Below are 18,916 nucleotides of genomic sequence, written 5' to 3'. Positions count from 1 at the left end.
AAGAGGCGGCGACGGTGGCCGCTTGAAGCAGAACCCGCGCGCCGGTAACCGCGTGGGCAGGCTCCACATATTCCGCCTCGTTGTGGCTCAGCCCGTCACGGCACGGCACAAAGATCATCACGGCAGGCGCCACCCGGGCGAGGAACAGCGCGTCATGGAATGCACCCGAGATCATCTGTTTGTGCGGCAGCTGTAGGGTATTGGCGGCCTCCTCGACGGTTTTGACCATATCGGCAGAGAATGCCTCCCCCGGCATGTCGAACGACCGACTGATCGTTACCGTGCAATGCTGAGCTTCTGCCTCCGCCGCGCACACCTGGCGCAGTTCTGCTTCGATGGCATCGAGCCGCTCTACCCGCGGATGCCTGATATCGACGGCGAAGACCACAGACTGCGGTATGGCGTTGATCGATCCCGGCTGGGCGGNCTACCCGCGGATGCCTGATATCGACGGCGAAGACCACAGACTGCGGTATGGCGTTGATCGATCCCGGCTGGGCGGGAGCGGAACCTCTTTCCAGCCTTGGCCCGGCTGTCTGTGCACCCTGATGTTGGGCAGCCGGGCCGACGCCCTTCTGAATTCAATTATCGCCGGCGTCGCGGCTAACAGACGAAACCGTTATTTAGTCTGGTCCTCCCTGCCTTGGTGATCTCGCCTTTACAGATTCCAATCCTGGACGCTAAGCCAGCAGCGGCCACTCGCTGCTCTCCAATCAACAAGCCTCAAACATCAGGTCGCGGTTATATGCAAAAAAGCCGGCCACCTTTCAGCAGCCGGCCAGTGCAAACAAGGAAGGGAACGTTGCACTGATGGGGCAGTGCACCGTCCGAAGCGTTTCCAAGCGACAATGTTCCACCGACGAGAGAACAAAGAAGGCTTCACCGCCAGCGCACATTCCCGTTAGCCGCGCTGTGTTGCCGTCGCCTGGTGTCTAAAGGCCTTTAACCAGCCACGGATCGGTGTCGTATCCGAGGCGCGGCTTTTCCGGCATTCCACCGGCCGGCAATTTGGCGGTTCCGGTCGGCCTGCAGTCCAGTTCGAGCACCTGCTTCTTGGCAGAGTGCTTCGTAGAGCAAAGGTCCGTGGCGTCACTCACCACCACCTTCTTCTCCTTGGCCTCAGCGACACCAGTCCCAGCGATCACGATCGCCGCGCAAAACACAGCTACTCTCATCATACTCCCCACCGTTGCTCCTACCCAAAAAGGCTGAGCATGACGTTACGGCACATTTAAATTAGCGCAAGCGAATATTAGCTTGGCTAGTCCCCTTCACATCGGCTCTGGTCGCCTCCCCCTTGCTGCTGCGCCTTGCGAAACCGGGAGCGCGATATGGTAGGATGGGCGCATGCCTGCTCATGATCGGAGGGCCGATGTTCATGACTTGAGCTCGACATGGCAGAGGGCTGCAACCGTCAACTTTCCCAAGTCGTCGTGGCGATGAACGATCGCGTCGAGGATCGCTTACTCGTTTACTAGGTTCCGCTGGTCTAGCTCTACGCGATCACACCATAACCACGTGATGACAAATCAGCCATGTGTGTGGCGCGGCGGGCCTGTTCCGCTTGTGGCCGGCGCCTACCCACCTGGGTTCCCCAACCATGGCGTCGGCCATTTTCGTTCTCTCAGCTATTATAGGCCTTTGCTATCGGCCTATGTGTCGGCCTTGGATGGCGAGATCGCGGTTAGATCACCTCGTTCGTTTGGATGTTTCGCTGGCGTTGGCAGGAGGCGCATATGTTCGCCAGCCGNGGCCTTGGATGGCGAGATCGCGGTTAGATCACCTCGTTCGTTTGGATGTTTCGCTGGCGTTGGCAGGAGGCGCATATGTTCGCCAGCCGGCGGATTCCACACCGCCCCACCGGTCAGGCCCAGCGCGCCCGCTGCAAAGTCCCCGCAGACGGCTGCTGGGCCGCTGGCGGGCAGCGGCTACTTGCTGACGATCCAACCCATCAAACCTTGGGACTAAACATCTAGGCCTCGGAATGCAGAGCGGAGAACGTCGGCTTGAAACGCGGAGACGGCAACAGTAGACGGGTCGGCATCTTCCCAGCCTCGCGCCACGTCATCGCGATGACGTTGACGAAGGCGCTCGCGTGAGGCTCGGATGGCCCTGCGCGATTGATCCATGTCCCGGCTAAATGTGGCGGATTCCGCCATGGACTTCTTGCGCATCAGCAAGGTGGCCGTAGTGGCCGCTTGAGCGATATCTATGAGCTTTGCAACCATCGCAGCCTCCCTCAAAGCAATGGTAAACGCCACATTAATAAGCCCGCCGAAACTCTCTCTGCAATGAAAAGAGTTGTACGATTTTTACGAATTCCCGCACCTTCAGTGATGCCGGACCGCTGCTATCCTCGCTCTTGTTCTGTCATCGCAATGAAGGACGACATCTTCGAGCAGCCGTCGCACACCTGTTGCATGAAAAAAGCTGTAGGCGTTTATAGGTGCCCGGGGAATCCGCCGTTTGTTTGCGTTGTGGAGCGGGACAAAGCAAGTTTCCTCACTCAGGCTGCCTACCGTGAAGCGGGGCACAAGCCCGACTTCCACGCGTTGCCGTGGGAAGCTGAACACAGGGCCGTCAAAGAAAGGCAGGTGAACGGGACGGCGCTCGCTGAACGGGACGGCGCTCGCTGAACGCGCCGGCTGCCTTCACGTTCACAACCGGCGCGCCGCTGGTGCGGCTTCTCAGGCGCGCTCCATCGCAGAAGGGAAGGCATCAGCTGCAGCACTGCTGGCCTTTTCCCACACGAAGGCTTGCGCGCATCGCTCTCCCACGGTGTCGGTAAAGTTGTTTACTCGACCGACAAGAGAGTTGGTTTTTCAAACTCCGGACGCTTGCGTTCCGATCAAAGCAGCCGCAACACACGGCCCTCGTTGTTGAACAGAACGAGCGGTTGAAATGGTGAAGTCGCGTCTACCCATTGGGCGGCGACTCGTTTCGGAAGTAGGGAACTTGCGACACACCTCAACTCGACCTGATCTTCTGGCGGCCTTTGGCGCGAGGCGTCGCCCGAAGTAACCGCGAAAGCAACAAAGGAAACGGACCCAACTGGTCCGAAAAACCGTTTGCCTGTTGTCAGCAAGGATCGGTCCCTCCATGCTCTGACCGCTGCAAACACTGGCGTGGAGAAGCCTCGATGTCACAGACCGATGAAAGTCTTATTACCGCTACCATCGAAGGTTACGTTTTGGCCATGTCCACCGGTGCCGAAGAAGGGCTGCGGGCAGCCTTCCACCCACGCGCATCAATCATCGGTAACTTCCAGGGCGCGGTCGAATGGCTGAGTGTCGATGCCTATGTCGGCGAGGTGATGGGTGCGGGCTTGCCGCCGAACACCAGCCCCAACTGGACAGTCGCATCGCTCGACATTACGGGCGATGCAGCCACTGTGAAGGTTGAGGACGAATTTGGAACCACAAGGTTCACCGACTATCTTTCCCTGCTCAAGATCGCAGGAGAATGGAAGATCGTTAGCAAACTCTACCACCTTCACCATTAGGACCGTCCAGATCACAGGCCAAATACCGCTAAGCTGGCGATCTCCTGTCGTAGGTCTCCCAGCGCCTTTAGAGCTTGAGCTCACTCCTTAGCGCGTCGATTCGCTTCGAGGCCTCGGCTTTGCTTAGATCTTCAGCGTAGCTTCTGTCGTCGCCCGCCTGCTCACATAATGTTTTCAAGTAGGAAGCTTGCGACGGAGTCATTGGCTCGTCACCAGTCGTCCATTCGTCAGGATCCTTGCTGATAGTTTCGCTTTTGGCTCGGGGTGAAGTTTGCATGACGCTCTCCATGTTGGGAACGGCACAACGTGTTTGATCTGCTTTTGTTCCACATGCTTGAAGTGTGTGAGATTGCGAGGGCATAGGTGTTCACGACTGCAAGTTTACCCGTGCTGGAACAATCCGACGAGATTGCTTAGCTTCCGCTCGCGGTCGCCAACGATGAGCCGACGCCAACTCTGCGCGACGTCGAAAGACCCTCCGCGCCCGCAATTTACCCCAACGGTGAGGAGACAATCCCCATGAAAGCAATCGTAGCGACGGACCGGACTGCAGGAACGGCCGGGATGAAGTTGGTGGAACTGCCCGAGCCTCAGGCGGCAATTAACGACGTGGTCGTACAGGTTCATGCGGCAGGATTCGTCAACACCGAACTGGAGTGGCCCTCGACGTGGGCCGACCGAGCCTTCCGTGACAGGACCTCTTCGATCCTCGGCCACGAGCTGGCTGGTGTGGTCACTGCGCTCGGCTACGGCACCACGGGGCTTTCAATCGGTCAGCGAGTGTTCGGCCTCGCCGACTGGCATCGCGACGGCACCCTCGCCGAGTATGTTGCCATGGAGGCACGCAATCTCGCGCCACTGCCCGGCGACGTCGACTTCACGGTGGGCGCGAGCCTGCCGATCTCCGGCCTGACCGCCTGGCAGGGGCTGTTCCAGCACGGCCGCCTTCAGGCGGGGCAGAGCGTTCTCGCGCATGGCGCTGCCGGTGCCGTCGGTTCGATGGTGGCGCAGCTTGCAAGGGAGGCCGGAGCCTATGTCATCGGCACCGGACGCGCCGCCGACTGCCAGAAGGCGCTCGACTTCGGTGCAAATGAATTCGTCGACCTCGGAAATGACACGCTGGAAGACGTCGGCGGTGTCGATCTGGTGTTCGATGTCATTGGCGGCGACATCCAGAAGCGGTCCGCAACGCTGGTCCGGGCCGGAGGAACGCTTGTGACAGCCGTCGGACCAACGGATATTCGACCTGCAGACGGCCTGGCGATTGACTTTGTCGTCGAGGCTGATCGAGCCCAGCTTTCTGAGATAGTTCAACGAATCCGGGATGGACGACTGCGGACGAACATCGGCAAAGTCTCGAGCCTGGACGATGCCGTCGCGACCTTCAACTCGACCAAGCGACGCACGGGAAAGACGGTTATCCGCGTTCGTCCGTGAGAACTTGGGAGAGGAGGCGAGTCCTCTCTCCTTAAGGTCGCGTCAGGCAGCTGACACGGTGAGGTGCAAATCAGCGCCTGTCGCGGAATGTAGCCATTGTAGGCAGGCGAGGAATTCGCGTCGTCCATCGTAACCCGATGAGCTGGTTTGCCAAACAGGGGAGTCGAAATCCTTCATGTGTTGTAAGGCCGCGATGGGGGCTCTGCAAGAGTGATACGATTGCCGTCAGGGTCTGCGATCTGGGCAATCTTCCCGTAGTCACCCTCCGATTCACCTGTGAGCGTCACGCCACTTTCTTCAAGCGACCTTCGGGCTTTGTCCATTTTGGGGACCACAATAGTCAGTCTGCCGGACCCAGCATTTTCCTTATCCTGGAAGATTTGCAAGTTGGCGCCTGCGATGTTGCGCCATTGGATCAACCCGTCCATGGGGCGATCATCAGGCCTCCGCTCGAATAGCCGGGTATAGAACTCCTCCGCTTTGTCCATCCTTGCTGTGGCGAGCACGGCGTAAAATCCTTGGATTTGCATTCACATGCCTCGAGCAAATGCGGTGTTTGCGGGAACCTGCTTTGTACGTTTCCGACTCTTGCCTTTTTCGGAAAGTGACCCACAGAATAGCTGATGAGGTTCTATCTCTCTGGGAGGATGGGATGGACATTCAAGCACCTGTTCGGCCTACGCAGCAAACGGCCAAGGAGCTGGTCCGCGAGGTCCTGTTGGGCTCACAACCCGGCAACATACTTCCGTCAAGGCGACCATTGCAGCGGTGCCCGAGCGCCGGCCGCGATCTTCTCGAAACTGACTGCCAGTTAGTCGAAATGATCGTCGATTCAGCCTCCGTTTGGGGACTGTTCATCGCCTTCAACGCTCGAGAAGCGTGATGCCCCACCGTTGGTTCAACCCTCCAGTTTATGTGAAGACCGAGCGCCCGGGGCTTCGCCTTGGTGTCAACCGGGTTGATGCCGCCGCTGAGGAGCTCCTAAAATGGTCCAATCGTGGCCCCAAGTGGCGGCTGGCGGCCGAGGCTTGCCTATCTGCGATGGATGGCAAGATGCTGGGTAACGACTTCCGGCTGCTGTTCGAGGCCGCGGCCGATGAAGAGGAGATGCTGCTGCCGGATTAACAACGCTATACGCAACGGGACCACTCGGGTCTGTTTTCGCGTTGGCGGCCGGCGAATTCACCAGCGCAACGGGCATCTATGCCGTCCGGCTACCGAGCGACGCCCCAGATGGACAGTTGTTCGCCGGTGGGCTTACCATAGGGCCGGGGGGTGACCGATGGAGGTCACATGGTTGATGAAGAGCATCGCCGCGAACGGAGGCAGCGGGTGCTTAAAGGCGCCTCAATCATCAGCGGAATTACAAACTCCGAGATCAGTTGCACCATTCGGAACCAAAACAGTGGCGGAGCTGAGCTCAAAGTCCCGGTGGAAGCGCGTGTCCCTGAGCGGTTTGTGCTTTACGTGCCGACCGACGGCGTTGCCTACCAAGCAGTCCTGCGGTGGCGCAGGAACGACCGAATTGGGGTTCAATTTACAGGAACGTTGCCGAAGCCGCGTCTCCACTATGGCTAAGCAGCGCCGGTGCATTGGCTTTGCGAAATTTGGACACTATCCGGCGCTCCGCACGTGTTTCAGGGCAGTCGTACTTTAGAGGTTACCCTAGGGAACCCTCGCCTCAGGTCGACACGGCCAGAAGGCTGAAGATGCCGGGAATATTCCTCGTCCAGATAGTTAGCCAGACGCCCACGCGCTGCGGGGGTATTACCCAGTGAAGACGTCAAACAACGTCCAGCTTTCGGCGGGTTCAAGTCGTAGCTTTGGGAAGCCATGCCGTCGCTAGGTAAGTCTGCGGTCCAGTTCTCAAGCAGTGATCGACATTCGACATTCCTGTTGGAGGAGTGCGGGTTCTACAGCAGATTCGGTTTCAAGGATCGCGAGGGGTTGGCTTAATGCATCATGAGCGACCCAGCATTCTCAGAAACCGGCACCCGTCTGCGCAGCCCTATGATGCAGATAGGTAGAGTCAAAATCTGCGGCGCGAACGAGCCCTGCCCAGTCGGGCGCATGAAAACGCGAGCCAAGGGTAGATATCAGACCGTCGCGTCGAAGGTCCTGAAGCACTCGGTTCACGTGCACGGAGGAGAGGCCAAGTGCGTCGCCAAGTGCAGCCTGCGTTATGGGGAGATAGGCCACATGATCTTCAATGCGACCGACCGAGCGAAGGCGGACAATAAGTTCGCAAAGAATGTGAGCCATACGAGAGTAGGCGTCGCGCCTTCCGACGTTGGTGACCCACTCTCGATAGATCGCCGCATCGATCACAGTGGAGCGCCAAAACACTCTCGTTATCGAAGAGTGCTGGTCGCAAATGGCGCGAAGATCGTCGTGCCGCATGAAGCCCACTCGAGAGGGCATCAGAGGGGTGAACGTGCAATCCATGACCGACAAATGCAAACCATGCAGGTCGGGAATGTCGCCCGGAACAAAAAAGGAGGATATCTGACGCTTGCCCTCCCCGGTTAGTTTGGTCGACCCTATCAAGCCGTCAAGAACGACGAAGGAAAGGCTCGGCTTCTCGCCCTCGCGCAAAATGTCTTCATTGGGCTGATATTCCTTCTCCTGAATCGAAATGTTCCCCAGAATGCCAATATCTGATTGTGCGAGTTCCGAGATGGTCTGGAGCTTGCGGATCAAGATGTTTGAAGAAGGAGCCTGTGCCATCAAGAACCCGTTCGGGTAGCCCACCAATTTGCTGTGGGCGCTAATTTCGATGGCGGTTGGGCTGGCGACGTTAGATCGTGCTTGATCCCTTTGGCTTCCCGCATCAGAGAGGACCAATTCCCTCCCAGCAGCGCTATCAACTCCAAGGCTTGCGCCTCCGTTATGTTGGTCTCGTCGATAAGCCTTTGGACAAGGCGACGCTCGGGCTCAGACATCATGCCGCCTAGGATCCTTCCCAACCGCTCAGAGACCCCTTCCTAACTATAACATTTGATATAAGTTCCGACCTAAGTGGCTGTTTTTGTGAGGGGCCATAGCGTTCGAAGCCGCGCACTCCGGATCACAGCCTGCTATCCCCCAGATTAACATATGTTATTATGCGAGGAACATTCGAGGCCTCGCCGTTGAATTGCTGAGGAATTACTCACGGGGGGCAGGCTTGCAATGCCGTCGGGTTCCGTCTTGATCGTGGAGGATGAGAGCATGATCCTCTTAGACGTCGAGAACTCTCTCCGCCAGGCCGGGTTCGAGGTGATCGCCGTCTTAAAGGGCCATTGTGACTTTTGATCGTGAGCCGGAGCGAGTTGCGGCTCTGCTGACAGATATCAGACTTGGAGACGGCCCGACCGGGTGGGATGTGGGCCGGCACCTCCGAGGCGCCAATCCTACTATGCCAGTGATATACATGAGCGGCGATGGTGCGGACGATTGGCCGTCTGGAGTGCCCAACAGCCTGATGATCACCAAGCCGTTTGTTATGCCGCAGATCATTACCGGGCTGGCAACTCTCCTCAATACACAGGGAGTGTACCAACTCCCAGCCTCAGAATAGCTGCGGTTGATAGCTGCCATGTGTATATAGGGAAGTCAGGGGGGCCTCTGCTATCCGCCATCATTTGCGGGCAAGTCTCCCAGAAGCTGGCTTAACGGACCAACCAAGGGACTGGGTAGCCTACTTGATTGAAGGATCTCAACGCTTGGGAATTTTGCAGCGACGGGTGGCGGCTCGCGCGGTGTCGGCGACTAAACCGGTGGGCTTTTGCTGATACCTACAAAGCGCGAGGCCACCTTTGGTCGAGGCATTGGGCCGCCAGCGCGTCGGCGCGTGCTGGCGGCCCGTATGCGGCCTCAAAAACACCCATCGAGGCGTCAACCGGGGGGTCGAGTTCGGCCATTTTTGGCCTTTGCAATGCAGGCGTGTATTGCAGCGCCAAAGCACAACCTTTGATCAGCCGCTTGTAATCAGCAGTACGTAAGTGGGCTCGAGAACGGTAAGTGTAACCCCACTATTCAAATGCTGTTCCAGATCGCAAAAGCGCTTGGCGTCAGCCATGTTGACCTCGTAATGCCGACTGAGCAGCAGGGTCAATCGTACGATCAGCCTGCCGACCATCGACCTGAGGATCGCTTTGACCAGCTCCGGCTCCGGCTCGTCGCCTTCGAATATTCCGAGCAGGTAGGTCGCCTTGTCGTGGCGCTCGGCATCGTTTGCAGCCGGGTACGCGCAAAGGGCCAGCAGAAACTCTCTTTCTACATCGCTCGCCGAATCCAAACGGTCGAATTCATCGCGCGTGATGGGGCGACCCGCCACGACAGCATCGGCTTGGCGAGCAATTTGCCGAAGCTCCGAGTAGGCGGCGCAGTGCGAGCAGATCGCCTTCACCAGCGCAGGCGATACGTCCTGACAGTGAGGGGCAGCCGCACAGCCATGATATTCCGCAGCCCCGCCCACCGAGGGCGTCGCATGGTCGACAAATGCAAACGGCAAGGCGCCTAACAGAGCTCGCCGGGAAATCCCACGAACAAGCATCTCAGTACTCCTCGCCCAGCCTGATTGTGAGTACGCGGGTCGTGATAGCTGGCTCGGCTGGGTCGTCTGAGGCGAAGGTCATCGACTGGTCGTAGTAGTCGATCTTCCAGATTACTGTCCTACCGTCGATTTCCAGCACAGCGCAGTCGTGCTCGCCGTGAGGGTCATTGTCGTCATTGAAGGCGTCGAAGGCAGCAACCGCCGCGACCGTGTCGGTAATGTCGGCAGCACTCAGGGCCGCGATTCCGGCCGTCATCACAATCCGTCCGCCTTGTGCGGCGGTGCGCAGGCAATCATTCAGCTGCGCGATGCGTTGCTGCCTACTTCCAAGCGGGCACGTCTCACCAAAGCTGCATTGCAAACTCATGTGCGAATCCTTCTCATCATGGCCCTTGTCGGGACCATTTTTTCTGCTGTGAGTTTTGGGAACGGTGGGCGGCGGCCTTTGGCCACACGCCCAGCTTGGGTCAGTCGGTATGTTCGGGATGCAACAGCGCGATATGGATCAGCTTGCGCGTGAACACTGGAACGTCGAGCCAATCGCGCCAGCGCAGGCTGTAGACGCCGTCAGGGCTGATCCTTACCACCTGTGCCTCGAACCACCCTTGGTAGGCGCCTTCCGTGGCCAAGACCAAGCTTCCCACTTCTATCTTCGCCCAATCGGTCGGCCGCGATGGTTCGGGGCGTTTCGGCCCGCTCTCCTGGATTCCGGTGCTGGATGCCTTTTTGCCGGGCTTCAGTTTCTCAGCAGCAGGCTTGGCGGCTCTGATCGGCCACTTGTAGGTACTTGGCAGGTGGGTCGCGATTTTGTCGAATGTCGCAGCCTTCACAAAGGGCACGAAAGCCTTACCGCTGGCAAACACCCTGCCCTGTGGGAGCTTACCCGCCAGGTCGCGCAACTCGTCGGTTGAGGCCCTAAGTGCCGCCATGCCCATCATACCCGCCGCCTTTTCGGCAACGTCGGTTTCGTCCTCGCCAAACCAGGAGGCATGGGCTTTGCCGCCGTCATCGAGTCCTAGGACGATTAACGCTGGCGAGGCGGTTGCAGTACCGGCAGAAACAGCTGCGTTGGTCATTGAGGGTCTCCCAAAGAAAAGGGCCCCGAGATGGGGCCCTTGGTTGTGTTTTCAGATGATGAACAGTGGTGTCGGCGCCAAGCCGGAGGCGGTAATTGTCGGGCTCGACGCCCTGTGGCGATAGTGTTCAAAAACCCACCTTTTCAGCTGCCTCGGTACCAAAATCGGTCTTCCGAACCCGGCTCAGTATAGCGAGCCAATAGGCAACTGTCAAGAATTATGTTAATTAAATCAACATCTTAGCGTCGACACCCTAAAGGTGGATACGCGTAGTTTCAGTTCAGTGATCGGCGTTGTGCCCGATCTGATGAGCTTTTAACGCGCAATGCTGGGACACTTGCCCGACGATCAGTGATCCACCTGTAAACCACTTGCATGTCCTCTTCGGGCGTCGCTCTTAGTGTAACGTCGATTTTGATGCCCATCCCATGAAGCGATGGCAAACTCTCTATCTTGGTTTGACTCTTCGATTTCCTGAACCTCAAGTGCTTCAGCAGAACGGACCCCTCGGTAAGATGATCAATGAATGTCTCAAGCGAGACGCTGAACTCGCATCTCGCCACCGCCACTATCAGGCAGGAGATCATTTCGACGGTGTGCTGATTGCAACGCATCGTCTCCGGCTTGGCTGACGCCTCGCGAAGCCACCTCGATACGGCGTCCTCATAAAAGTCATCGTTTCGCATGTCTCCGAACTCGATGAACATCGCGATCAGGCCCTTGTAGAGTTCCACTATGCCGACAGGGACGTCTGCCAACGGCTCTCTCAACAGAATGTCGTCCGCGAGCCACATCACCAGCTCGGCGCTTTTTGTGATTATCTTCACTCTATGTTCCTTCCTTTAGGTGTGACGGATTGTAGACCGTTCATCGCGTTCCAAGGCTGGCGCAAAAATAGACCCGCAGAAGAATTGGTATTCGCTGGATGCGGGACATAGCGTTGGCGCCCGATTTGCCGTTACCGGTTATCCGATGGGTGGAGGCACCCGCTAAGACCACCAAACGCTGGGAAAAAAAGCCTCTACCGGCGACGCTAAGGTCGAAGCCGCGTCAAAGGCCGGCGGTTCTACAGGACGCGGCTGACTGCATTGCGTTAGATGAGAACAGCGAAGGTTGTTGAGGGGCCGTTATCTGCTGCCCTGAGCGCCGTGCGGATGCTCTTCGCCATGGCCTGCGCCAGCTGCGGAGGCAAGGCGTTGCCTACTTGGCGATAGGCGGCAGTCTTGCCACCGCTGAACTTCCAGCCATCAGGAAAGCCTTGCAGGCGGGCAACCATGGCGACGGTCAGGCGAGGGAAGCCGACAAAGCCACGCTCTGGTGCGGCATCGGCAACGGACTTGCCGTTCACGCCGAGCTTTTCCCACGCCTGCCGAGTGCGCGTAGGGCCAAGGTCCGGTCCACCGTGCTTCTTTGAGCCACCGACGATGGTGGGAGCCGGGCCGGTAGCGTTCGACCGCCAAGCCTTGGCATCGGCCCAACCATATTGGAGGTTTGGCAGCAGGCTCTGGCCATGCAAAGGCCGATGAATACCGCCTCAGCATTGCCACGATGAACACTCTCTGCCGGGCCTGCGGCACCCCGAAGTCAGCAGCATTGAACAGGCGCCAGTCGACCGCGTAGCCGAGCAGGCCGAGCTGGTTCCGCAATTGCTCGCGATATGTTTCGAAGCGAGGCGCCAAGAACCCCGACATTCTCGATCATGATGGCTTTGGGTCGCATCTCTCCGATCAGGCGCAAGGCGTCGGGGAACATGTTGCGCTCGTCGAGCTCTCCTTCCTGCTTGCCCGCGACGGTGAACGGCAGGCAGGGCAGACCGGCTGCAAGCAAGTCGACCTTGTCCAGGTAGCGGCGACCGTCGAACTTGGCGATGTCGCAGTGAAATACATCCCAAAGCGGCCGGTTTGCCCACAACGTCGAACAGCAGGCAGCATCGAATTCCACCAACGCCAGATGGTCGAAACCCGCGCGGGCGACGCCGATGGCTTGCCCGCCAGCTCCTGCACACAGTTCGATTGTAGTGGGATTGCAGGGGCCGACAGGGCGAACAGCCTTATCTGCTCTCCTGTTTGAACTGCCCTTGGCAATCGGCTGGCGCACGGCGAGCGCATGGCTCCGCCGGGACGCTGAAGCATCCTTTTTCATAAGTTCTCTCCGGGAAGGTTGGGTTACGCGAGGGGCTTGTTGCCGCCTCGCTTCAGCCCTTTACGCGCCATCATCCGAGGGATCGGGCGGCGGCATCCTCCGCGAAGAGAAGTCCAGTTGTGAATAGTGCATTGGGTAAGGGTGCCGGATAGAACGGCTACCTGCGTCTAGTGCGACGTGAAAGCCAGCCCTGGATGCTGGCAGCATCCAGGGCTGGCCAAGTTTTAAAAGTTGAGGTCTTTGAGGAATTCCCGCTCGGTCTTGTCGGCTCGAAGCGACTCCATTTCCGAGTGAGTACGCGGAAGGATGAACTGCCCGTCGAACCCCACACGAGGGGTCTTGATGCCCTTACGACCGTAGTCGACTACGAATGAAAGATCGTGCGTAATTGGCTGCGAATCCAGGCACCAAAGTGGGCGAGGTTTATAGCCTGAATAGCGGAACTGCTCGTGATGAAAATGGTCGTCGAGCGTCTGAGTCATGCGTGTGTCGGGAGGCATTACAGCGATGACGTGGATATGCCGCCCGTCATTGTTCACGATGGTGCGAAAGTTGTCTTTGTGGCGCTTAAAAACTGGATAGTCGGGCGTACAAATCCAAAACGGCATTTTGATCGTCGGTATGTTCTTAGGCTTCTTAAAACAGCGTGTCAGAATTTGCGAATAGACCTTCTCCACCGTTTCCTGCATCTTCTTGTTGACGGTCGATGTCGAGCCGCTGAGGTGGTTGAACTGGAAGGTGAGCAGCGTCGCTGTCGCGCCGCACACCATTCGCTCTTCTACCATTGAGGTGTATCCGTACGTTAGGTCCTCGATCATTTTCGGTGTCAGCTCTATAGCCATCGTCTCCTCCTTGGGTTGGTTGGTTGTGATGGGGTTGTCCTCCCGTGTGAGGTGTCTTCGTGGGTAGTGGGGGTCGGTGGCCTGCCTCCAATACCGTGTTGCCGTAGCCTCCTCAGGCAGCCCCAATCGCCTCCCACCGACAAACACAGCCATGTGCGGGTCCAGTGGAACCGACATCCGAAAGGGTGAAGAACAGGTTGGCTATGCGTGGCGATTCCGCGCGTGGCGTGACTGTTCGATGTTCGACAATTGGGATTGGGCCGTGGCTGGCAATGAGCCTTTACCGGCGACCTCGGCGCGTTGCCAAGACATCGCGACGAGAGGCAGGTTAAAAAGAGGCCGGCGGAGCTTTAGCTCGACCGGCCTTTGAAGAACGTCTTAACTGCAATTTCGGACCGTCCGAAATGATCGACGTCGACAAGTTTGCCTGCGGAAAAACGGCTCGGCTGACCGTGATGACCTAGTCGCGAGGGTCTGGGTCAAGGAAGGCCTCGTTGATAGCAATCTTGAAGGGATTCCCAAGGCTGATAACCCGAGCCCGCAAAATGAAATCCTTGTTCCTTTCCAAACCAAGAAAGGGCTGCGTGTTGCCAACGAACTCCACCTTGATGGAGCCATCGTAGTGCGCCCGCGTCGTCGTCGGCGTATCGGCTTTTGATGCCTCTGGTTTGTTTGCAATCTTGCTATCCAGTTTGGATTGGCAGGTAGCTTTGTTAGATGGACTATTAGGCTTGCTCGGTCGCGTACGGTGGCCGACAATCTTCTTTTTTTCTCGCTTCGACGAGGCACCAGTTGCAGCGAGTTTCTTGAGTGTACTTCGCTTCAAATGCTCTTCAAGCTCCTCAACCTCGACGCCTTCGTTGAGCAGCGCCTGCACCGCGCGACTATAAAGGCTGGCATTCTTGGCCGCGGCGCCTCCCAGACCAAAAATCCAACGAAAAACATGGTAGAGATATTTCTTACCATTGGATGGTGGCGCGTTGTCGCCCCACTTCGGCTCGTTAATGAAATCCGCCCACGCACGCGGCCCCCCTTGTCTGATTTCTTGGGCCACAGACGTGGCCTGTACGATGCAGAGGCGAAGGCCGTCATTGCGGAGGTCCTCGTAGGTTCCGATAGCCCTTTCAATGCCGTTAAGTTGCTTTGCAACCGAACTTTCGGGAGGTTGATTGTGTCCGAGGACGGCTCGCGTATTGGGTAATTGATTCGGTACAGTCGGTACCATTGTTGCTGACTCCTTTGAACTTGGAGTCGAGCCGCCGACGAGCATCTAAATGCCGTTCGCCAGCCCGACTCATGCTGAGTTAGGACTTGACGAGACGGGCCGTTCGGTCATCCGGAGGCGGTGTGAACGCCGTTGACCATGTTCCTGCTGACCGAGCAACTACAGAACAGGGATCGCTGTCTCTAAGCTGGGCCAAGGGAGCCCTGCTCACGCTCGTTGAGCGAGGCGGCATCTGCCGCGACCTTCCTCGTAAGTCAGAATCACGTAACTTTCAAGATGGGAACTGAGCGTTCTTGAGGCAGCAACGCATCCGAGGCGCAGGCTTATAGTAGACTTTTCTACACGCCGGTGTTACACAGCGAGTGCAAATCGGTCAGCCGCGTCGTTGATTTTGTTGTCTTTTTTCAGCGATCTGCCCATTCCGCCTCTGGGCACCAGTTTTCTTTGAAGACATCAAATGCTTGATCTCGGCCTGCCGGCTGTGCCGGCAAGCCTGCGCAACCGAGTTATGAACTTTCGGGGCGCACGGTCTCCACGCGCAGCGAGCCGGCTGGAAGCGGCTGCAGCAGTTCGGCTTCCGGCTTCGTCAGACTGAGCCAAGCCGCCCAATCGCCGGGCCGAAGCACCACGACCTGCCGACTGTGATAGGGCGCAATATCCGGTCCAGGCTCGGTTGTCAGCATGGTGAAGGTTGGCGGCTTGTTGCCGGCAGCTTCACGCCAAAGCCCTGCGATGGCCATGAACGGCGAGCCGTTGAGCGTGAAGCGATGCTTTGCCTTCGGATACTTCGTGCCCGTGAACTCGAAGAAGGCGGATGCCGGCACGAGGCAGCGTTTGCTGCCGGCGAATTGCCGGCCTTCGGAGCGGAAGTTGAACACTGGTCCGCCTTTCGGGCCGGCCAGCGGAAATCCAAACGTCATCGACGTCAGTTCAACAACGCCAGTGTCGCCGGCGGCGCGCATGATCGGGGCTGGATCGTTGATATGGATGTCATCAACCCGCGGCAGGTCAAGTTCGGTCTGATGGGTCGGGATCTCGAGTGCCAGCGACTCCAGCATCCGGCAATATTCAGCCCAGAGAATATGCTGCTCATAGTCGTTGCACATGGAAGGCTCCCGACCGGTCTGCCAGTTTACCTCACGCCAAACAAAGAGGCGATGGACCGCTCAACCCTCGCGGTCGCGCTCGACCAGTATATCGGCCTCGATCGCCGCGTTGACGAAGGCGGCGCGGGCATAGCGCGCCTCTTGAAGGCCTTCCAGAACGCCAAGGCAGGCTTTGCGGGCGGCGACGTGATAGCCGCCTGTCTTCACGGGCCATCGGTTCATGAGGATGTCAGCGGCCTGCGCGACACGCTCCACCTTGTAGATCATGTTTCTGGACCTGCCGAGCGCCACGCGAACCGGCTCATCGAAATGCTGATCTTGCATGCTTCCCCTCCGAACGCGATCGCGAGTCAATTCGGGGGAGGCAAGTTCGGTTCCACGGGAGCGATTTGCCAACGCAATAAACCCGCCTTCTGAAATCACTTTGCGCGCATCGGCCAAATGGCGGATTTGATTTGCTTGGTGATCCCCTTTCCCTGGGGCAAACTGCCTGCCGGGGCTGCAGGAGGAGAAATGCGAGCACGCGCAGCTACGATCGGCGACCTCGAAAGTGTCTTCCGTGATCTGTCCACGCGGATGTCGGACGAGTATGTGGCCGCCGGCAAGGACAGCAAGGTTGCCTACGACAATTTGATGATGAATTTGAAGGAAGGCCGGGCGCACGCGCTGGTCGAGGGCGACAAGACGGTGGCGATCGTCGCCTGGCACGAGAACAGCGACGCCGCCGACACGCTGTTTGCCGCGCAGGAGGGTTTCTTCAGCGCCGCGACGGTCCGCTTCTGCAGGCGCCACATCCGCCACATTCAGGCGCTGGCCGGCAACCTTCCCATCCACTCGCGCAGTTGGCTGCAGCGGGCGGACGTCGGCAAATGGTTCCGCGTCATCGGTTATGTCGAACGCGGCCGGGAGAACGGCGCCACTGTGTTCGAACTGCCGCCGGCACGGGCCGCGTCATCGGTGCGGGCCGCATAGGGCTGCGCACCCACGGATGCCATCACCGAAAAGCCCACCGCCAGGATGGCGATGGGCCGATATTCGCCTGCGATGGGCTCATATCGGGGGCTCAGATATCGGGCTGATCGAGCGCCTCGAAAATCACCCGTTCCAACGAACCGAACTCCTCTTCGATCTCGCTGACCTCAAGGCCTAAATGCCGAGCATCCAGGGCAGCTCGCGTGGTCAGGGTTCGAGCCGTTGCCCTGTCGGCAGGCAGTTCGCCCGGCAGGTGCTCGTGGATCCAGCCCTGCAGGAAATCAACGCCGCGCTCGCTCATCGATTTATCCCTTCCTTTATCGGGGGGACTATTCACCCAGAATGACCCCAGAAGCGACGATCTGAGCCGTCAGGCTGGTGAGCCTGCCTCGCTTCACGAGCGTCGGCTTTTGGTAGATTTTCTTCATGGCGGCGCCTTTCGCGACAAATCGCTCGTCGGCAACAACGTCCGTCGCGGGGCAGCGTTCCATGGCGGGCTGTTGAGCCCGCCCCCTGACACATCGTATTTGAGAACAGCCCCGCTCCCGCTAACCCGTGATGTTGATGCCGCGGCAGGTTGCGAAGCCAATGCGGGGCGTGGCATTTGTCGGTGCCGATCATTGGGATGGCAAGCAGGACATGGCACGGCCACCAGACATCGCCCAACACCAGGCCGCCAAGGCAGGCGTCAGCCTGAACCGGGCGCTTTCCAAACTCGGCCTGTGTTCGCGCAAGCAGGCCGAGCTGCTGATCGCCGAAGGGCGCGTGCGGGTTGGCGGCAAGGTGGTGCGCGATCCGTCGCTGCGTGTCGATCTCGGCCGCGACCGCATCGCTGTCGACGGCGAGCAGATCGTCGGCGAGGCAAAAGTCTACCTGATGATCAATAAGCCGCGCGGACAGGTCACCACGCGCGATGACCCGCAGGATCGTGGCACCGTCTATGACTGCCTGGCGGATCTGGAGTTGCCTTTCGTGTCGCCGGTCGGCCGCCTCGACAAGGCCAGCGAAGGCCTGTTGCTGATGACCAACGACACGCGCTGGGCCAACGGCCTGCTCGATCCGGCCTCGCATGTCGCCAAGACCTATCACGTGCAGATCGGCACCGCGCCCGACGAAGCGATGCTGGCGCGCTTTCGCGACGGAGCGATCGTCGACGGCGAACTGCTGACCGCAAGTTCGATCGAACTGCTGCGCAGCGGCGGCCGCACTGCCTGGCTGGAAATCGTGCTCGACGAGGGCCGCAACCGCCAGATCCGCCGCCTGCTCGGGGCATTCGACATCGAGGTGCTGAGGCTGGTTCGGGTGGCGATCGGCGGTTTGCAGCTCGGCGAACTCGCCAAGGGCAAGGCGCGGCATCTGACATCGGAGGAATTGGCGGTGCTCGCGCGTTAAGAGGCAGGCTTGCCGCGAAACTCTACTTCTGGTTCCACGTGCGTATCACCGGCTCGCTCAGATCGTGCTCATAGCCGAGGATGCTGAGGCTCGCGGTATCAAGTACGAAGTGCGCACCGCCTTCGGGTGGCAGACCGAGCCAGCGCGCGGCCAGCACGCGCAGGAAATGCGAGCTTGAAAACACCAGCACATTGCCCTCGATTGCCTGCAGCCCGGCGATGATCCTGTCGGCCCTGGCACCAACATCCGCTACCGACTCGCCGTCGGGACAGCCGTCACGGAACAATTGCCAGCCGGGACGCTGCACAAGAATCTCCTTGGTCTTAACGCCCTCATAGGCGCCATAGTCCCATTCCTGCAGGTCCGGCTTCTTCACGGCGGTGGCGCCGAAGCCGGCAAGCGTGCAGGTGCTGAAGGCGCGCTGCGACGGGCTCGACCATACAGCCTTGAAGGACAGGCCCTTGAGCCGGTCCGCCACGCTGCGCGCGGCCGCCTCGCCCTTTGGTGTCAACGGTATGTCGGTACGGCCGGTGTGTTTTCCCGAAGCGCTCCACTCCGTCTCGCCGTGACGGACCAGATAGATTTCGGGATACGGATTGCTCATGCGCCGGCCTTTCGGTTTTACGCCGGCACTTTAGCCGGGAAGGCCCAGCCAGCACCAGCCGTTGCTCCGGCTGGCGAAAAG

At 58.9% G+C, this 18,916-nt stretch carries 24 protein-coding genes and 1 pseudogene; 8 read left to right on the top strand and 17 right to left on the bottom strand.

All coding sequences use genetic code 11. The features are described 5' to 3' along the window. Nucleotides 1-388: M20/M25/M40 family metallo-hydrolase (locus X751_RS01000000163975; RefSeq protein WP_031247141.1), on the bottom strand; the 388-nt coding region annotated here is incomplete at its 3' end. A gap of 544 nt (nucleotides 389-932) precedes the next feature. Next, nucleotides 933-1,178, bottom strand: coding sequence for a hypothetical protein (locus X751_RS144645; RefSeq protein ID WP_023711241.1), 246 nt, complete (start codon nucleotides 1,176-1,178; stop codon nucleotides 933-935). Between the two features lie 1,020 nt (nucleotides 1,179-2,198). Here X751_RS144645 and X751_RS1000000167055 point away from each other — a divergent pair. Both X751_RS1000000167055 and X751_RS0133720 read left to right on the top strand, forming a co-directional pair. Next, complete coding sequence (locus X751_RS1000000167055) at nucleotides 2,199-2,636, top strand: hypothetical protein (protein WP_156935533.1); 438 nt, start codon at nucleotides 2,199-2,201, stop codon at nucleotides 2,634-2,636. Nucleotides 2,637-3,139: 503 nt separating this feature from the next. Beyond that, entirely contained in the window at nucleotides 3,140-3,502 is a 363-nt protein-coding gene (locus X751_RS0133720; RefSeq protein ID WP_023728174.1) for a nuclear transport factor 2 family protein, read from the top strand. A 67-nt stretch (nucleotides 3,503-3,569) separates the two neighbouring features. Here X751_RS0133720 and X751_RS09840 read toward each other — a convergent pair whose 3' ends face one another. Continuing rightward, on the bottom strand, nucleotides 3,570-3,779 hold the full coding sequence (locus tag X751_RS09840; protein ID WP_023737206.1) for a DUF3072 domain-containing protein: 210 nt from the start codon (nucleotides 3,777-3,779) through the stop codon (nucleotides 3,570-3,572). Between the two features lie 242 nt (nucleotides 3,780-4,021). Between X751_RS09840 and X751_RS144660 the strand changes: the two genes are divergently transcribed. After that, a complete protein-coding gene (locus X751_RS144660; protein ID WP_023711237.1) occupies nucleotides 4,022-4,939 on the top strand; it encodes an NADP-dependent oxidoreductase in 918 nt (305 codons plus the stop codon). A gap of 173 nt (nucleotides 4,940-5,112) precedes the next feature. On the opposite strand, the gene X751_RS144665 is transcribed toward X751_RS144660, so the two are convergent. Further along, complete coding sequence (locus tag X751_RS144665; protein ID WP_245265712.1) at nucleotides 5,113-5,445, bottom strand: VOC family protein; 333 nt, start codon at nucleotides 5,443-5,445, stop codon at nucleotides 5,113-5,115. A gap of 376 nt (nucleotides 5,446-5,821) precedes the next feature. On the opposite strand from X751_RS144665, the gene X751_RS0133710 reads away from it, so the two are divergent. Both X751_RS0133710 and X751_RS1000000165820 read left to right on the top strand, forming a co-directional pair. Further along, nucleotides 5,822-6,064 carry a DUF982 domain-containing protein gene (locus X751_RS0133710; protein WP_023711235.1) on the top strand — a complete coding sequence of 81 codons (243 nt, stop codon included), beginning with the start codon at nucleotides 5,822-5,824 and terminating at the stop codon, nucleotides 6,062-6,064. 168 nt (nucleotides 6,065-6,232) lie between these two features. Then, a complete protein-coding gene (locus tag X751_RS1000000165820; protein WP_023737203.1) occupies nucleotides 6,233-6,517 on the top strand; it encodes a PilZ domain-containing protein in 285 nt (94 codons plus the stop codon). A 402-nt stretch (nucleotides 6,518-6,919) separates the two neighbouring features. Here X751_RS1000000165820 and X751_RS144675 read toward each other — a convergent pair whose 3' ends face one another. Further along, a complete protein-coding gene (locus tag X751_RS144675; RefSeq protein ID WP_023699338.1) occupies nucleotides 6,920-7,666 on the bottom strand; it encodes a Crp/Fnr family transcriptional regulator in 747 nt (248 codons plus the stop codon). A gap of 1,288 nt (nucleotides 7,667-8,954) precedes the next feature. On the opposite strand from X751_RS144675, the gene X751_RS1000000168635 reads away from it, so the two are divergent. Further along, entirely contained in the window at nucleotides 8,955-9,443 is a 489-nt protein-coding gene (locus X751_RS1000000168635; RefSeq protein WP_084558299.1) for a hypothetical protein, read from the top strand. A 34-nt stretch (nucleotides 9,444-9,477) separates the two neighbouring features. Here the strand turns inward: X751_RS1000000168635 and X751_RS144680 are convergent, their stop codons facing one another. The 9 genes and pseudogenes from X751_RS144680 to X751_RS144710 form a co-directional block, all read right to left on the bottom strand. Next, nucleotides 9,478-9,843, bottom strand: a complete 366-nt coding sequence (locus X751_RS144680) for a DUF3768 domain-containing protein (protein WP_050592384.1) — start codon at nucleotides 9,841-9,843, stop codon at nucleotides 9,478-9,480. Nucleotides 9,844-9,943: 100 nt separating this feature from the next. Then, complete coding sequence (locus X751_RS144685; protein WP_023699342.1) at nucleotides 9,944-10,552, bottom strand: hypothetical protein; 609 nt, start codon at nucleotides 10,550-10,552, stop codon at nucleotides 9,944-9,946. Nucleotides 10,553-10,827: 275 nt separating this feature from the next. Further along, nucleotides 10,828-11,379, bottom strand: coding sequence for a hypothetical protein (locus X751_RS144690; RefSeq protein WP_023713140.1), 552 nt, complete (start codon nucleotides 11,377-11,379; stop codon nucleotides 10,828-10,830). Nucleotides 11,380-11,645: 266 nt separating this feature from the next. Then, the gene (locus X751_RS1000000167535; protein WP_245260267.1) at nucleotides 11,646-11,900 is read right to left on the bottom strand and encodes a DNA cytosine methyltransferase; all 255 of its coding nucleotides are present in this window, start codon (nucleotides 11,898-11,900) and stop codon (nucleotides 11,646-11,648) included. After that, nucleotides 11,800-12,694, bottom strand: a pseudogene (gene dcm / locus X751_RS1000000168630) (DNA (cytosine-5-)-methyltransferase). The gene X751_RS1000000167535 and the pseudogene dcm overlap by 101 nt, the downstream one beginning before the upstream one ends. 224 nt (nucleotides 12,695-12,918) lie before the next feature. Continuing rightward, entirely contained in the window at nucleotides 12,919-13,536 is a 618-nt protein-coding gene (locus tag X751_RS144695) for a hypothetical protein (RefSeq protein ID WP_156935613.1), read from the bottom strand. 460 nt (nucleotides 13,537-13,996) lie between these two features. Further along, the gene (locus X751_RS1000000167050; protein WP_156933220.1) at nucleotides 13,997-14,761 is read right to left on the bottom strand and encodes a hypothetical protein; all 765 of its coding nucleotides are present in this window, start codon (nucleotides 14,759-14,761) and stop codon (nucleotides 13,997-13,999) included. A 506-nt stretch (nucleotides 14,762-15,267) separates the two neighbouring features. Continuing rightward, nucleotides 15,268-15,867, bottom strand: a complete 600-nt coding sequence (locus X751_RS144705; protein ID WP_023745325.1) for an SOS response-associated peptidase family protein — start codon at nucleotides 15,865-15,867, stop codon at nucleotides 15,268-15,270. A gap of 60 nt (nucleotides 15,868-15,927) precedes the next feature. Beyond that, entirely contained in the window at nucleotides 15,928-16,191 is a 264-nt protein-coding gene (locus X751_RS144710; protein ID WP_023745324.1) for a DUF982 domain-containing protein, read from the bottom strand. 189 nt (nucleotides 16,192-16,380) lie between these two features. Here X751_RS144710 and X751_RS144715 point away from each other — a divergent pair, with 189 nt between their 5' ends. Beyond that, a complete protein-coding gene (locus X751_RS144715) occupies nucleotides 16,381-16,839 on the top strand; it encodes a hypothetical protein (RefSeq protein ID WP_023745323.1) in 459 nt (152 codons plus the stop codon). 91 nt (nucleotides 16,840-16,930) lie between these two features. On the opposite strand, the gene X751_RS144720 is transcribed toward X751_RS144715, so the two are convergent. Both X751_RS144720 and X751_RS1000000168020 read right to left on the bottom strand, forming a co-directional pair. Further along, nucleotides 16,931-17,140 carry a DUF768 domain-containing protein gene (locus X751_RS144720; protein WP_023745322.1) on the bottom strand — a complete coding sequence of 70 codons (210 nt, stop codon included), beginning with the start codon at nucleotides 17,138-17,140 and terminating at the stop codon, nucleotides 16,931-16,933. A gap of 28 nt (nucleotides 17,141-17,168) precedes the next feature. Next, nucleotides 17,169-17,330, bottom strand: coding sequence for a hypothetical protein (locus X751_RS1000000168020; RefSeq protein WP_023745321.1), 162 nt, complete (start codon nucleotides 17,328-17,330; stop codon nucleotides 17,169-17,171). 148 nt (nucleotides 17,331-17,478) lie between these two features. Between X751_RS1000000168020 and X751_RS144725 the strand changes: the two genes are divergently transcribed. After that, entirely contained in the window at nucleotides 17,479-18,231 is a 753-nt protein-coding gene (locus X751_RS144725; RefSeq protein ID WP_023745320.1) for a pseudouridine synthase, read from the top strand. Nucleotides 18,232-18,253: 22 nt separating this feature from the next. On the opposite strand, the gene X751_RS144730 is transcribed toward X751_RS144725, so the two are convergent. Then, nucleotides 18,254-18,835: a histidine phosphatase family protein gene (locus X751_RS144730; RefSeq protein ID WP_023745319.1), complete on the bottom strand. Its 582-nt coding sequence runs from the start codon at nucleotides 18,833-18,835 to the stop codon at nucleotides 18,254-18,256. Nucleotides 18,836-18,916 lie beyond the last annotated feature (81 nt).

The sequence above is a fragment of the Mesorhizobium sp. LNJC394B00 genome (assembly GCF_000502555.1).
Lineage (GTDB): Bacteria > Pseudomonadota > Alphaproteobacteria > Rhizobiales > Rhizobiaceae > Mesorhizobium.
The sequence above is the reverse complement of the archived record's forward strand: the minus strand, read 5'-3'. Positions and strand labels throughout refer to the sequence as shown.

Excerpts from the sequence above, each read along its gene's own strand:
- X751_RS144645 (WP_023711241.1), bottom strand. The coding sequence starts at position 1,178 with ATGATGAGAGTAGCTGTGTTTTGCGCGGCGATCGTGATCGCTGGGACT.
- X751_RS0133720 (WP_023728174.1), top strand. The coding sequence starts at position 3,140 with ATGTCACAGACCGATGAAAGTCTTATTACCGCTACCATCGAAGGTTAC.
- X751_RS09840 (WP_023737206.1), bottom strand. The coding sequence starts at position 3,779 with ATGCAAACTTCACCCCGAGCCAAAAGCGAAACTATCAGCAAGGATCCT.
- X751_RS144660 (WP_023711237.1), top strand. The coding sequence starts at position 4,022 with ATGAAAGCAATCGTAGCGACGGACCGGACTGCAGGAACGGCCGGGATG.
- X751_RS0133710 (WP_023711235.1), top strand. The coding sequence starts at position 5,822 with ATGCCCCACCGTTGGTTCAACCCTCCAGTTTATGTGAAGACCGAGCGC.
- X751_RS1000000165820 (WP_023737203.1), top strand. The coding sequence starts at position 6,233 with ATGGTTGATGAAGAGCATCGCCGCGAACGGAGGCAGCGGGTGCTTAAA.
- X751_RS144675 (WP_023699338.1), bottom strand. The coding sequence starts at position 7,666 with ATGGCACAGGCTCCTTCTTCAAACATCTTGATCCGCAAGCTCCAGACC.
- X751_RS144680 (WP_050592384.1), bottom strand. The coding sequence starts at position 9,843 with ATGAGTTTGCAATGCAGCTTTGGTGAGACGTGCCCGCTTGGAAGTAGG.
- X751_RS144685 (WP_023699342.1), bottom strand. The coding sequence starts at position 10,552 with ATGACCAACGCAGCTGTTTCTGCCGGTACTGCAACCGCCTCGCCAGCG.
- X751_RS144695 (WP_156935613.1), bottom strand. The coding sequence starts at position 13,536 with ATGGCTATAGAGCTGACACCGAAAATGATCGAGGACCTAACGTACGGA.
- X751_RS1000000167050 (WP_156933220.1), bottom strand. The coding sequence starts at position 14,761 with ATGGTACCGACTGTACCGAATCAATTACCCAATACGCGAGCCGTCCTC.
- X751_RS144705 (WP_023745325.1), bottom strand. The coding sequence starts at position 15,867 with ATGTGCAACGACTATGAGCAGCATATTCTCTGGGCTGAATATTGCCGG.
- X751_RS144710 (WP_023745324.1), bottom strand. The coding sequence starts at position 16,191 with ATGCAAGATCAGCATTTCGATGAGCCGGTTCGCGTGGCGCTCGGCAGG.
- X751_RS144715 (WP_023745323.1), top strand. The coding sequence starts at position 16,381 with ATGCGAGCACGCGCAGCTACGATCGGCGACCTCGAAAGTGTCTTCCGT.
- X751_RS144720 (WP_023745322.1), bottom strand. The coding sequence starts at position 17,140 with ATGAGCGAGCGCGGCGTTGATTTCCTGCAGGGCTGGATCCACGAGCAC.
- X751_RS1000000168020 (WP_023745321.1), bottom strand. The coding sequence starts at position 17,330 with ATGGAACGCTGCCCCGCGACGGACGTTGTTGCCGACGAGCGATTTGTC.
- X751_RS144725 (WP_023745320.1), top strand. The coding sequence starts at position 17,479 with ATGGCACGGCCACCAGACATCGCCCAACACCAGGCCGCCAAGGCAGGC.
- X751_RS144730 (WP_023745319.1), bottom strand. The coding sequence starts at position 18,835 with ATGAGCAATCCGTATCCCGAAATCTATCTGGTCCGTCACGGCGAGACG.